Below are 13439 nucleotides of genomic sequence, written 5' to 3'. Positions count from 1 at the left end.
TTTGTTTTTATAATATAATTTTTTTTATATTTACTTTGGTAAATCCCCTAAAAAGACAAACTGGCATGCAACATCAAAACCAATTTAATAGCTTTAAAAAACACCTTAAAGAAAGGTATGATAATCTTGTAGAAAAATCTAATGATTACAGATTCGAAGATGAAACCGTTAGCGATTTAGCTGCTTTTAAAGCAATGAAACTGCTTAAAAAACTGAATCAAATTAGTTATTTAGATAGAAAGTTTACCCTGTAAATTACTCAGAATTTAAACAACAATAGTTACCTAATCTCATGCATCTATTTAGTTTCTTATTTTTAAACAAAAAAAATCTAAATAGTAAGTTTTTTTAATGAAAGGTTAAACAACGCAACTCGTAGACAATTTAATTCTCCTTATTAATTACCGAAGAAGGTATTTCAAAAGTAAAATCTTTCCATACTTTGCTATTTAAAACAAATGTAGTCTCATTTATATTTTACAATACGACATATAAATTTAACTATAATTACTTGTTTTGTCAACAAAACAATCCGAATTAGCATACTTACACCAGATAAAAAAAATCGGTTCCAACTTTTATGCCTATTTGCTAAATGACAATTAATATGTTTTATCACAAAAAAATAAAACCAAATAGCTAAAACATAAAAGATTTCTAAAAATTATCCTGTTATAAGTAACTTAAAAGTCTCTTATTAAAAAAGTATAAAAATTGCTTGACAATTTTTAAAAAAAAGTAGCAAGACAATCTATTTATTTAACTCATAAATGACATTTTAAAAATGAATTTAACTAGCAAAAGAGGTTTAGCTTACATTATAAATAATCATTTTAGCTTTTTTTAAGATTTATTGACCCTTTCAAAACTAAAAACACAACAATTATTATCATAAGAAGCAAATTAACCAGATAAATATCGATTGAATTTACAGCGATAAGTATTTTACATTAAATTATAATTAAAATTTTAACATTAATTTAATAAATAATATAATTTTCACATATTCTTAGTGTTAATGTTGTTTTGCGTAATAATAAATTAAGAAAAGGTGTTTATTTTAGCAATCAAATAATTCAAATCAAATATTTATGAAACAAATGTATAAGAAGGCACTGTTGTTTATGATACTCATTGGGAGTGCATTTACAATTAATGCACAAAAAATGTCTGTAACAGGTAAAGTGTCTGATAATTCAGGAACTTTACCCGGAGTTAGTATTTTAATTAAGGGAACCAAAACTGGTACTGAAACTGATTTTGACGGAAAATATACTATATCCGCAGAAAAAGGTGCAGTTTTAGTTTTTCGTTATTTAGGATACAAAGCTGCAGAAAAAACTGTTGGAAACTCATCTGTTATCAATATTACATTAGCAGAAGATAGTAGTGTTTTAGATGAAGTTGTTGTAATTGCTTTTGGTACTTCTACCCTAGAAGCTTTTACTGGATCTGCAAGTGTTGTAGGTGCAAAAGACTTAGCACTTAGAAACTTAACCTCGCCAATAGCCGCTATAGAAGGTAGAGCTACGGGTGTTCAATTTACATCTGCTTCGGGGCAACCAGGTTCTTCGCCAGGAATCGTTATTCGTGGTGTGGGTACACTTAATGGTAACTCAGATCCACTTTATATTGTTGACGGAATGCAATATGAAGGTGATTTAAATACAATTAACCAAGAGGATATTGATTCTTTTACCATCCTTAAAGATGCAGCTTCAACTTCTTTATATGGATCTAGAGCAGCAAATGGTGTTGTTTTAATTACTACAAAAAGTGGTAGTAAAGGAGACATAAAAGCATCCTTTTCATATTCAACAGGTATTGTAAATCAAGGAATCCCTTTTTATGATGAAGTTACACCTGGACAGTATTACGAAACTATGTGGGAGGCTTTAAAGAACTCAACTGCAGGTGCTGGAGATGCTGCTTTTGCTTCGGCAAATATTTACAATAGTTTAGGGTATAACCCTTTTAATGTACCTAATAACCAAATTGTTGGTTTAGATGGTAAATTAAACCCTAGCGCTCAAGTAATTTATAAAAGCTTAAGCTGGTATGATGAATTAGAACGCACTGGTGTTAGAAATAATTACAATGTTAATGTTTCTGGTGGTGGTGATAAACATAAAGTATTTTTCTCTGCTTCGTATTTAGATGAAGAAGGATACGTTGTTACTACTGGGTTTGATCGTTTAACAACTCGTTTAAATGCAGATTTTGAAGTAAACGACAGAATTTCTATGGGTGGTAGTGCAAACATAACAATAGCAGAATCTACAGGACCTACTTCTGCAGGAGCTGCAAGTATTGTAAATCCATTTGCTTTTGCAAAAAATATAGGTTCAATTTACCCTGTTTATGTAAACGACTTAGACGGTAACCTAGTGCTTGATGCTGCTGGAAATCCAGTTTTTGACAACGGAGAAGGTTTCTCTCAATTTAATATTGGATCAAGACCAACAAACCAAGGGCGTCATGCGCTTCAAGAATTGTTATTAAACGATGAACGTACTAGAAATAATACTTACGGTTTTAGATATTACGCAGACTTGAAACTAGCAGAAGGCCTTAGTTTTAGAGTAAACTACGGTAGGGATATTAATGAATTACTAAGTAAAGAGTATGAAAATAATATTATTGGTGATGCACAACCAACAGGAAGATATAGTGAAACAAGAGCTAGAAGAGAAGTAAGAAACTTCAATCAAATTTTATCTTATTCTAAATCCTTTAAAGATGTTCACAATATAGATATTACCGCTGGGCATGAAAGTTTTGAAAGAATTTTTTCTTCTATGAACGGAAGATCTATTGAACAAACTGCTGAAGGTATCTACGAATTTGACAACTTTGCAACTCCTAATGGTTTAGGTGGTTCTACAACAAATAAAACATTGGAAGGATACTTTGCAAGAGCAAATTATAACTTTGATAATAAATATTACATTAGTGCTTCTGCAAGAAGAGATGGTTCATCTGTTTTTAGTACTGGTGCAAGATGGGGTAACTTCTACTCTGTTGGTGCATCTTGGCGTATAGATCAAGAAGATTTCATGAAAAATGTATCTTTTATTAATAAGTTAAAGCTTAGAGGGTCTTATGGTGAAGTTGGAAATGATGATTTAGGAGACTTTTTCTTATCTCAACCTCGTTACGCTTTAACATCCAATGCTGGTAAACCTGCAATTGTATGGACAGAAATTGGTAATGCTGGTTTACAATGGGAAACTGCTGAGAGTTTTGATGTTGCTTTAGAGTTTGGACTATTTAATAACTTTATAGATGGTTCTGTTGAATATTATAAAAGAAATTCGTCTGACTTATTGTATGATTTACCAATAGCACTTAGTAATGGATTAAATGCATTTCCTGCAAACATAGCAGATATGTATAATTCAGGTTGGGAAGTTGGTTTAACAGGTCATTTAATCAATAAAAATAATTTTAAATGGGACATTACTTTACAAGCATCTACATTTAAAAATGAAATTACAAGTCTACCAGATCCTTTTATAAATGGATCTAAAAGATGGGAAGTAGGTAAATCTAGATTCGATTTCTTTTTACTACACACAGCCGGAGTTGACCCTGCAACGGGTGACCAATTGTTTAAAATGTTCGAATTTGATGCAGATGGTAACAGCGTAGCTGTTTTAGATGCAAATGGTGTGCAAGAAACTACAAACGATTGGCAAGCAACAGAAAGAGCTTATACAGGAGATAGTACGCTTCCAGATCTTTTAGGATCTATTTCAAACACATTAAGCTATAAAGGATTTGACTTAAACTTGTTGGTAACTTATGGTATTGGTGGTACATTTTTAGATAATGGATACGCAGCAATGATGCATAGTGGGGCTTTTGGAAGATCTTACCATCCAGACATTTTAAATGCATGGCGCAAACCAGGTGACATTACAGATGTACCTAGATTAGAAAGTGGTAATGCAGATTTAGTGCTAACACAATCTACTAGATTTTTAACAGATGCTTCTTTTTGGGCATTAAAGAACATTAATTTAGGGTACTCTTTTGACAGCTCGTTAACTAAAAAACTTGCAGTTGACAACCTAAGACTTTCTTTAACTGGTGAAAATTTATTTTTACAAAGTAAGAGAGATGGTTTAGACCCTCAGTATAATTTAGCAGGTACACCTGATGGAACTGACTTTAACCCAGCTAGAATTTTCTCTTTTGGTTTAAATGTTACATTTTAAATAATCTTAACTATATAAAACATACTAATTATGTTCAAAAAAATAAAAATACTGTTATGTGTAACAGGGCTAATTACAATAACATCTTGTTCTGAAGATTTTCTAGAACAATCACCAACGGATGCTATTTCTGCCACAAGTGCTTTAGCCACTGCAGATAATATGAATCTGATTCTACAAGGAATGCACCGTGCGTTATATGCACAAAATGGATATATTTCTGGAGGCTCTAACAACAGAGCAGGTAATCACTATTGGATTCCTTTAGACGATAATATAGGAGGCCAAGTAATACATTCTGCACCAGCTAATAATTTAGGTTGGCAAGATGATACGAGATGGTTATCACACACACAAGAAACATCAGAAACAGGAGAGCAATTATGGTATCAACGTTATCAACTTATAGCTAGTGCTAATGCTATTATTAATAGAGCAACAGATGGATCAATTCCTTCGGATGCAAAATTAAAGCAAATTATAGGACAAGCTTATACTTACAGAGCGTATGCATACCTTTCATTAGTGCAGCATTACGGTAAAGGCTATTTAATTGGAAGCCCTGCTACAGATCCTGGAGTTCCAATATTGTTCTCATCTGAGTTCCCTTTCGAAAGTGGACCTAGAGCATCAGTAAAAGCTGTTTATGATCAATGTATGTTAGATATTGATGCAGCAATAGCTTCTTTTAAAGGCGCTACGGCAAGACCATCAGGAAACCCATCAGATAAGGCTGAACTAAACATTGATGTTGCTTATGGTATTAAAGCACGTATAGCATTAAATAGTGGAAAGTGGCGTATTGCTGCCGATGCTGCAAAATTAGCACGTACTGGTTACCCTTTAATGAATGAGACTGATTATAAATTAGGATTTAATTCTAATAACCTTCCAGAAGTTATTTGGGGTAGCAATGTAATAACAACCGAGACAACATTTTTCCGTGCTTACTTTTACTTAATATCTAATACATTTAACGGAAGTCAAGTTAGAAACAATCCTAAAATTGCAGATAAAAGATTGATTGATGCACTACCTAATACGGATTACAGAAAAGATCTTTTTTTAATTAATGCACCAAATGAAAACGGTTCAGCATCTAATGGTACTGGTGGTTTTGCAAGGAACACAAACCCTTTATACCCAACTAGAGCTGCATGGAATGCAGAAATAACAAGACTTGAAGGTGTTTATGGCTGGAAGTCTAACTTTAATGCGCACCCGTACATGCATGTTAAGTTCAAACAAACACAACCAGGAGGTATAGAACCAGATGATATTATTTATATGCGTACTTCTGAAATGTATTTAATAGAAGCTGAGGCGGAAGCTATGATTCCAAATATTGCTGCTGCACAAACAGCACTAAGAACTTTAGCAAGAGCAAGAAATAGTGCATTCGATGTAACTATTTACAATAATCAACCATTGCTTTTACAACAAATTAAGTTTCAAAGAAATATAGAATTATGGGGTGAAGGATTTAGATATACAGATTTAATACGTTGGGATGAAGGCATTGATCATGCTGCTAACGGAGGTTCTGGGGCATCTCAAATTCTTTATCAAGACGGGTACTTACAAGGAAAACCATCAGTTAACAAAGAGTGGATATTTAAAATTCCTCAAAGAGAAATTGATGCAAACCCAAATTTAGGTCCTGGAGATCAAAATTAATCTTAATACAAATTAATTTGTCTTAAGTAAATATTTACCTATTATGATTATAATTAAAGCCAAAACTGTAAAAGTTTTGGCTTTTTTTTTAAAAATATAATTCCATTTGTTGCTGTAGCTCTTTTGCTTTCAAAGCTGCAACTTTTGCAAAATCATCAGAATTTGAGGCGTAAATTATTCCGCGAGAAGAATTAATTAAGAGACCAATATTTTCTGATAAACCATATTTACAAACGTCTTGTAAACTTCCTCCTTGTGCACCAACTCCCGGAACTAATAAAAAAGAAGTTGGAATAATTTTTCTTATTTCTTTAAAATATTCTGCTTTTGTTGCACCAACAACATACATTAGGTTTTCGGCATTTTTCCAGTTTTTAGAAGTTTCTAACACTTGTTTATACAATTCCAGTTCACCAACTTTTTTTGTTTGAAAGTCAAAGGCCCCTTCATTAGAGGTTAATGCCAACATAATGGTATGCTTATTTTTAAACGCTAAAAAAGGCTCAACAGAATCTTTACCCATATAAGGCGCAACCGTAACCGAATCAAACGCTAAGTCTTCAAAAAAAGCTTTTGCATACATTGTTGATGTGTTGCCAATATCGCCTCTTTTAGCATCCGCAATTGTAAAAATTTCTGGATACTCTTTGTTAATGTAGGTAATTGTTTTTGCTAACGCTTGCCATCCTTTAATTCCGTAGGCTTCATAAAAAGCGGTATTTGGTTTATATGCTACACATAAATGATGAGTTGCATCAATAATAGCTTTATTAAACTCAAAAATAGGATCTTCTAAGTTTAACAAATGTTTAGGAATCTTTTCTAAATCTACATCTAAACCAATGCATAAAAAAGATTTCTTTTGTTTAATTTGCGCTACAAGTTGTTGGGTTGTCATTAGTTGTACTTAAAGTTTCACAAAAGTACTATTTTTAAGATGCAACATTTGTAAGTTATTCATTTTTTAATAGACAAATTTTACATGAAAAAAATAATTCTTTTACTATTTATCGTTTTTGTAAGTTGTAATTCAAAAAAACCAACTCAGTTTTCTGAAGAAGCAAATATGGAAATGTTACTTGGTTTAGACGATTCTAAAATTACTTTGAGAGAAGTTATCTATGAACATAAAGGAAAAAAAATATTAATTGATGTTTGGGCCTCTTGGTGTAAAGACTGTATTGTTGGTTTTCCAAAAGTAAAAGAGCTGCAGAAAGAGTTTCCGGATGTTGTTTTTCTTTTTTTATCAGTAGACAGAAGTAGTCCTTCATGGAAAAGAGCCATTGAAAAATATAATTTAATAGGTGAACATTACAATTTACCCGAAGGAATGGACGATGGTGCGTTTGTAAATTTCATCAATTTAAGTTGGATTGCAAGATATATGGTGATAGATGAAGCCGGAGAAATTAGTCTTTTTAAAGCAACAGATGCATCCGACGAAAAAATAAAAAAAGCATTAAAAGCTGATATATAAATCGTTTTAGTAACTATTTTAATTTATAAAGTAGAAATCCTTTAGCATTTGTTAAATTTACCTTTTAATAAATAAAATAATTATGAGACAAAAAATAGTAGCTGGTAACTGGAAGATGAATAATGATAAGGATGAAACAAAACAGCTTATCAAAGAAATTAAAAAATCGATTAAAAAATTATCTCTAAAAAGTACTAGAGTTATAGTTGCACCAACGTTTGTTAATTTGGCTTCTGCTGTTAAAAGAGCAGAAAACACTAAAATAGAAGTAGTTGCACAAAATATGCATCAAGCTAAAAATGGCGCTTATACTGGCGAAATTTCTGCAGATATGCTAAAATCAATTGGTATAAAAACTATTATTTTAGGCCATTCAGAAAGAAGATCTTATTTTGGTGAAACAGATGCTATTTTAGCGGAAAAAGTAAATGCAGTTTTAGAAAATAACTTAGAAACTATATTTTGTTTTGGAGAATTACTAGAAGATAGAAAATCTGAAAATCATTTTAAAGTTGTAGAAAGTCAATTAAAAAATGGTTTGTTTCATTTAGAAGCGGCCGCATGGAAAAGTATCGTTTTAGCATACGAACCTGTTTGGGCAATTGGTACAGGAGAAACTGCAAGTCCAGAACAAGCGCAAGAAATGCATGCTTTTATTAGAAGTATTATAGAAAAAAAATACGGTAAGGAAATTGCTGATGATGTATCTATTTTATACGGTGGAAGTGTAAAACCTTCAAATGCCGAAGAAATTTTCTCTAAACCAGATGTTGATGGAGGATTAATTGGAGGTGCTGCTTTAAAGGCCGAAGATTTTACTGCAATTATAAAAGCAATTTAAAAAGAAGTTAATTTGTAAAACTTCTATAGAAAACCAATAAATTTGCGTCAAGATTTAAAATCTTGACGCATTTTTAATTATGGACAATATTTATATAGAATACAATTTTACAATTACACCAAAAGAACCTGCAACAGAAATTTTAATTGCAGAATTAGGTGAAGTAGGTTTTGAAAGTTTTGTTGAAAACGAAAACGGAGTTACCGCTTATATTCAAAAAAGCGAATGGAATTCTTCAATTCTTGAAACTGTTTTTATTTTAACTTCTGATGAATTCTCGATTGAATATAATCAAAATGAAGTTGAACAAACTAACTGGAACATAGAATGGGAAAAGAACTTTAACCCTATTCAAGTTGATGATTTAGTGAGTATAAGAGCACCCTTTCATGACAATCCTAATTTAAAATATGATATTGTTATAGAGCCAAAAATGAGTTTTGGTACTGGTCATCATGAAACTACACACATGATGGTGCAGCATTTATTGCAATTGGATTTAGAGAACAAGAAAACTTTAGACATGGGTTCTGGCACAGGAATTTTAGCAATTTTTGCTGAAATGAAAGGCGCAAAACCTGTTGACGCCATTGATATTGATAATTGGTGTTATGAGAACTCTATAGAAAATATTGAAAGAAATAATTGCAAAAATATTACTGTTTTTGAAGGAGATTCATCCCTTTTGGTGAACAAAAAATATGATGTAATTATTGCCAACATCAACAGAAATATTTTATTGATGGATATGGAGATATACACCAACTGCTTAAATGAAAAAGGTGTTCTTTTATTAAGTGGTTTTTATGAAGAAGACATTCCTATTATTGATGCCGAAGTCTCTAAATACAATCTAAAACTAGAAACTTTTTTACAAAGAAATAATTGGGTTGCCTTAAAATACAACAAAGAGTAAAAAATATTTTATACTTTTATAGCATGAGCACAAAAGAAAAAATACAAGAAGAAGTAGATGTTCTTGAACAAGAAACTTTTCAGCATGAAATAGTGTTACATAATGATGATGTAAACACATTTGATTTTGTTATTGATTCTTTAGTTTCTGTTTGCGAGCATACTTTTGAACAAGCAGAACAATGTGCCACTTTAGTACATTACAAAGGCAAATGCACAGTTAAATCTGGCGAATTTAAAGACCTAGAGCCAAGGTGTTCTAAATTATTACAACTAGGTTTATCCGCAGAACTTATTTAAATTATGGAAAACGTATTAAAATACTATGAATTTTCTCTTTTTATGAAAGATGAGTCAAACTCATTTTCTGGAAACGAAATTGCATATACAGAACTAAATGAAACTCATTTTCTAATTTTTGAAAAAATAGACGAAACCTATAATTTGTATGTTTCTAAATATTTGAACAAAAAAGAGATTGGTATAAATGCGCCAACAATACTAGAATTGTTAGTAGAAAATTATGATAAAAGTATTCCAGAACACAGAATGGCTATTAAACAATATTTAAATTAGATAGCTAATTTTTTATTTTATAAAAAGTGTGACTTATTAAACTTTATGGTGTCTTACTAATAGAAGACATTAAAATATTCGAAAGAAGAAAGTATTAGTAGTTAGTTTTTATACTAAGTTTGGTTAGACGAAAAGGCCTTGAACATGTTCAAGGTCTTTTTTAATTAGCTTAATTTTCTTTGGCAACATCCTTAATAACTTTTTTTAATGGCAACACTTCTCGTATCATACCATAAATAAGTGTATCCTTATTATCTTTAATATCTCTCCATTTTATAACTTTAACTTCTATCGTATTACCATCTTTATCAATAATCTTTTCGATAACATTTAATTTATCGCCAGTAATAGAGACAGCAACGTCATTTTCATAATAAAGTTGAGCAGTAAATTTAGGAAATAACTCAAAGTTATTCTTACCCATAATTTGGTACTTATCATAATTAAAATTATGTCCTACTATTTTCATAAATTCAGGATTTACGTAATTCATTACAAAATGATTACCTCTTTTTACCTTTTGCCATAGCGGTAAAGGAAATGTTTCATAATCTCTATTAAAAATAATTAAGTTCTGCTGTAAACCTAAATTTTTTTCTTTTAAAGTAGCAGACTCAATTTTAACGTCTTGGTTTTCTCCTCTTAAAAAATAGGTGGAAACAGTCAAGAATAGTAAAGAAACATAAGTTATTATTTTATGTTTTTTTTCTAAATTAGAAACTACAAATAAAATTTGTTTTGATTTTACTGTTAATTTATTCATGCCTTTTCATTTAAAAGATTCATTAAAAGAGCATTACTAAAAAATAAACTAGTAACTAAAAAAGCGTAAACATTTGCAAATTGATATTTGCTCGTATTTTTAAAAACACGGTAATAAACGGAATTTAAAGACATAAATTCTTTTTGATTGGATAAACTTAAATTTTTAGAGAGGTTTTTTTTGGTAAAATAAGATTGTTGAAAGAAATATCTTTTAACTAATTTACTGAAACTTGACTTAATATTAGTTTTTATCTTATCCATGTTTGGGGGTTTAGGACTTATTAAATAACTAAATATCTACCATAATAGATATATGATTAATAACAAATATAGGAATTTAAAATTATAATTTCTATTAATTGGTCGATAATAAAAAATTTAACATTGATGCCTTGCTACTTTATAATACTTACTATTATTTAAAGAAAAAGCAACTATCTGCTCAATTTAATTAAAAAACTCACCTTTAATAAAGGTGAGTTTCAGTGACCATGACTGGATTCAAACCAGTAACCTCTTGAGCCGTAATCAATTTTTACACCACATGTCTATTATGGTTTATTATTTAACAATGCTTAATATCAGTTAGTTAAATTATTTTAATACTATTCAGTATGTTCTATTATTTGTCTAATACTGATTTTTGTGGGCAAATCGTGGGCAAATGATTATCTTTGTTTTAAATAAATAGGCAATGATTTACACCATTTCAATAGTATTAGATAAAAGACGTAAAAAAGGTAACGGAACCTACCCTGTTAAATTAAGAGCATTTAACAGGCAATTAAAAAAAGACAAACGTTATCCGCTTTACATTGATTTATCTGAAGATGAATATATTGAGGTATGGAAGAACCCAGAAAACAAAAGCTTTAGAGGTGCAAAAAAAGAACTTGAAATAAAACTTAAAGCAATTGAATCTAGAGCAAATGAAGAAGCAAAACAAATGACTGTTTTTGACTTTGATAGATTTGAAAATCGCCTATTTAGAAAATCGTCTGATAAAAATAGTGTGAAATATTATTTTGATACTATCATAAAAAACAAAATGGATGATAATAAAATTGGTACAGCAGAAAGTTACAAATACACTTTAAACTCTTTAGCCGAATTTATTAAAGACAAAAAAAACGTAAACATAGAAAAACTAACATTTAGCCTTATTGATGTTAGTTGGCTTAAAGAATACGAAAAATTCATGTTGGATAAAGGTAAAAGCTACACTACAGTAGCAATCTACACCAGAACATTAAGGGTAGTATTTAATGTTGCCATAGAAAATAATGACATTAGTATTGATATTTACCCATTTGGTAAAAACAAATACAAAATACCAAGAACTAAAAAAGTAAAAAAAGCACTAAACTCACAACAACTAAAAACTTTATATAGTGCCGAAACTTTAAATGATAATGAAGTAAAATGTAAAGACTTTTGGTTTTTTAGCTTTGCTTGTAATGGCATGAATTTAAAAGATATTGCACTTTTAAAATATTCAGATTTTGAATCTGATAAATTTAATTATTATAGAGCCAAAACACTAGATAAATCGGCAGAAAAAACGAAAATAACCATTTATTTAACCGAATTTACAAGCTACGTAATTGAAAAATACGGAAATAAGAAAAAAACAGGTTTTGTGTTTAATATTGTAAGTGAAAAAGATGACAATTTAACAGAATATAAAAAAATAAAAAACTACACTAGGTATATTAATGACCATATAAAAAAAATTGCCAAAAGAATAGAAATACCCAATGACATTTCCAGCTATTGGGCGCGCCATTCATTTGCAACAAATTCTATACGAAAAGGAGTATCTAAAGAGTTTATAAGTGAAGCTCTTAATCACAGCAGTATGGAAGTAACAGATAACTATTTTGCAGGGTTTGAAGATGAAACCAAAAAAGAATTTGCTAACACTATAATGGATTTTTAAATGGAAAATAGAATAGAAAAAATTTTAACCCTAACAAAAGATTTTAAAAATATTTACGACATTGAAATTGTTCTTAATCCAGAATTATTAGATGAGTATTTTTATTCAGTAAAGAAAAAAGTTAAGCATCATTTGTGTTTAATTAAAGATTATTTGGAAGATTATAACCTTTTTATCTCTTTGATCAAACTGTATAAAATTCATCCAGATTATTTTATAAACAAACAAGAAAATACTTCCTGTAATGGTTGTTTGATGAATTGCATAAACCATATGCATCCAACTTTTAATTTTGCTTGTTATATTATTATTGCAAATATTGAAGTTAGAGGTAGTTCAATTCATGAACAAGATAAAAATTCATTAGTAATAAATTGCCTAAACTTATTTTCAATAAAAGATGAATTATTATTTTATGATTATGAAAAAATGATAGCAAATTTTACTGAATTTGACTTTAGAAGTATAAATCATATATTATCGCAAAATATTGATTTAAAAAATTTAGAATATTTGAATAAATTAGGTGACAGTATAAATTCAATAGACAGCCAAATTTCTATTTTCTACAACTACAAGAAAAAGCCCTGCGTAATAAAAAAACACATAAAAAACAAAAAAAAATACTTTGATAAAAAAATAATCATTGATGAGAAACTAAAGGAAATAGAAGAAGTCTCAACACCTGTATCTTTTAACTTCGAAAACAATTTTGATAAAATAGATAAAAATACTGTTTACAACTATTTTAATGATTCCCTTGTAAAAAAAGGATACTTAACAAAAGTAGATTTAGAAAAATATCTTTTACTAGCTTTTCAAGATAAGGAACTGCCAAAAGAAAAGTTTACTTTCATAAAAATAGATATAGGTAACATAATTAATATTTTCTACAAATATTATCGAATTGTTGCCGCTAAACCACATGGAAAACAAATAAACTACGCAGAACTTTTAGGTATATATTTTGAGGGTTTTAATACACAAAAAGTGAAAAATAATTTTGCTAAAAACTACTAAATAGTACTA

General features: G+C 29.7%; 12 protein-coding genes. 10 read left to right on the top strand and 2 right to left on the bottom strand.

Annotation, left to right across the window (positions count from 1 at the left end; translation table 11 throughout):
- Positions 1-65 precede the first annotated feature (65 nt).
- The 3 genes from BTO16_RS17100 (at position 66) to BTO16_RS17090 (ending at position 5897) form a co-directional block, all read left to right on the top strand.
- Complete coding sequence (locus tag BTO16_RS17100) at positions 66-254, top strand: hypothetical protein (protein ID WP_105022958.1); 189 nt, start codon at positions 66-68, stop codon at positions 252-254.
- Between the two features lie 846 nt (positions 255-1100).
- Positions 1101-4220, top strand: coding sequence for a SusC/RagA family TonB-linked outer membrane protein (locus BTO16_RS17095; protein WP_105022957.1), 3120 nt, complete (start codon positions 1101-1103; stop codon positions 4218-4220).
- Positions 4221-4250: 30 nt separating this feature from the next.
- The gene (locus BTO16_RS17090) at positions 4251-5897 is read left to right on the top strand and encodes a RagB/SusD family nutrient uptake outer membrane protein (protein WP_105022849.1); all 1647 of its coding nucleotides are present in this window, start codon (positions 4251-4253) and stop codon (positions 5895-5897) included.
- Between the two features lie 88 nt (positions 5898-5985).
- Here the strand turns inward: BTO16_RS17090 and pyrF are convergent, their stop codons facing one another.
- Positions 5986-6795: an orotidine-5'-phosphate decarboxylase gene (gene pyrF / locus BTO16_RS17085; protein WP_105022848.1), complete on the bottom strand. Its 810-nt coding sequence runs from the start codon at positions 6793-6795 to the stop codon at positions 5986-5988.
- Positions 6796-6879: 84 nt separating this feature from the next.
- On the opposite strand from pyrF, the gene BTO16_RS17080 reads away from it, so the two are divergent.
- The 5 genes from BTO16_RS17080 to BTO16_RS17060 all read left to right on the top strand — a co-directional run bounded on the left by BTO16_RS17080 (position 6880) and on the right by BTO16_RS17060 (position 9706).
- Positions 6880-7374: a TlpA family protein disulfide reductase gene (locus BTO16_RS17080; RefSeq protein WP_105022847.1), complete on the top strand. Its 495-nt coding sequence runs from the start codon at positions 6880-6882 to the stop codon at positions 7372-7374.
- 82 nt (positions 7375-7456) lie between these two features.
- Positions 7457-8215 (top strand): triose-phosphate isomerase, encoded by a 759-nt coding sequence (gene tpiA / locus BTO16_RS17075; protein WP_105022846.1) that lies wholly within the window; start codon positions 7457-7459, stop codon positions 8213-8215.
- Between the two features lie 79 nt (positions 8216-8294).
- A complete protein-coding gene (gene prmA, locus BTO16_RS17070; RefSeq protein WP_105022845.1) occupies positions 8295-9131 on the top strand; it encodes a 50S ribosomal protein L11 methyltransferase in 837 nt (278 codons plus the stop codon).
- 23 nt (positions 9132-9154) lie between these two features.
- On the top strand, positions 9155-9430 hold the full coding sequence (locus BTO16_RS17065) for an ATP-dependent Clp protease adaptor ClpS (RefSeq protein ID WP_091894892.1): 276 nt from the start codon (positions 9155-9157) through the stop codon (positions 9428-9430).
- Between the two features lie 3 nt (positions 9431-9433).
- Entirely contained in the window at positions 9434-9706 is a 273-nt protein-coding gene (locus BTO16_RS17060; RefSeq protein WP_105022844.1) for a hypothetical protein, read from the top strand.
- Between the two features lie 169 nt (positions 9707-9875).
- Here the strand turns inward: BTO16_RS17060 and BTO16_RS17055 are convergent, their stop codons facing one another.
- Positions 9876-10469: a hypothetical protein gene (locus BTO16_RS17055; protein ID WP_105022843.1), complete on the bottom strand. Its 594-nt coding sequence runs from the start codon at positions 10467-10469 to the stop codon at positions 9876-9878.
- 696 nt (positions 10470-11165) lie between these two features.
- On the opposite strand from BTO16_RS17055, the gene BTO16_RS17045 reads away from it, so the two are divergent.
- The gene (locus BTO16_RS17045) at positions 11166-12410 is read left to right on the top strand and encodes a tyrosine-type recombinase/integrase (protein ID WP_105022841.1); all 1245 of its coding nucleotides are present in this window, start codon (positions 11166-11168) and stop codon (positions 12408-12410) included.
- Entirely contained in the window at positions 12411-13430 is a 1020-nt protein-coding gene (locus BTO16_RS17040; protein ID WP_105022840.1) for a hypothetical protein, read from the top strand.
- Positions 13431-13439 lie beyond the last annotated feature (9 nt).

Source organism: Polaribacter glomeratus (genome assembly GCF_002954665.1).
Classification (GTDB): domain Bacteria; phylum Bacteroidota; class Bacteroidia; order Flavobacteriales; family Flavobacteriaceae; genus Polaribacter; species Polaribacter glomeratus.
Note: the sequence above shows the minus strand (reverse complement) of the source record. Positions and strands in the feature narration are given on the sequence as shown.

Excerpts from the sequence above, each read along its gene's own strand:
- BTO16_RS17100 (WP_105022958.1), top strand. The coding sequence starts at position 66 with ATGCAACATCAAAACCAATTTAATAGCTTTAAAAAACACCTTAAAGAA.
- BTO16_RS17095 (WP_105022957.1), top strand. The coding sequence starts at position 1,101 with ATGTATAAGAAGGCACTGTTGTTTATGATACTCATTGGGAGTGCATTT.
- BTO16_RS17090 (WP_105022849.1), top strand. The coding sequence starts at position 4,251 with ATGTTCAAAAAAATAAAAATACTGTTATGTGTAACAGGGCTAATTACA.
- pyrF (WP_105022848.1), bottom strand. The coding sequence starts at position 6,795 with ATGACAACCCAACAACTTGTAGCGCAAATTAAACAAAAGAAATCTTTT.
- BTO16_RS17080 (WP_105022847.1), top strand. The coding sequence starts at position 6,880 with ATGAAAAAAATAATTCTTTTACTATTTATCGTTTTTGTAAGTTGTAAT.
- tpiA (WP_105022846.1), top strand. The coding sequence starts at position 7,457 with ATGAGACAAAAAATAGTAGCTGGTAACTGGAAGATGAATAATGATAAG.
- prmA (WP_105022845.1), top strand. The coding sequence starts at position 8,295 with ATGGACAATATTTATATAGAATACAATTTTACAATTACACCAAAAGAA.
- BTO16_RS17065 (WP_091894892.1), top strand. The coding sequence starts at position 9,155 with ATGAGCACAAAAGAAAAAATACAAGAAGAAGTAGATGTTCTTGAACAA.
- BTO16_RS17060 (WP_105022844.1), top strand. The coding sequence starts at position 9,434 with ATGGAAAACGTATTAAAATACTATGAATTTTCTCTTTTTATGAAAGAT.
- BTO16_RS17055 (WP_105022843.1), bottom strand. The coding sequence starts at position 10,469 with ATGAATAAATTAACAGTAAAATCAAAACAAATTTTATTTGTAGTTTCT.
- BTO16_RS17045 (WP_105022841.1), top strand. The coding sequence starts at position 11,166 with ATGATTTACACCATTTCAATAGTATTAGATAAAAGACGTAAAAAAGGT.
- BTO16_RS17040 (WP_105022840.1), top strand. The coding sequence starts at position 12,411 with ATGGAAAATAGAATAGAAAAAATTTTAACCCTAACAAAAGATTTTAAA.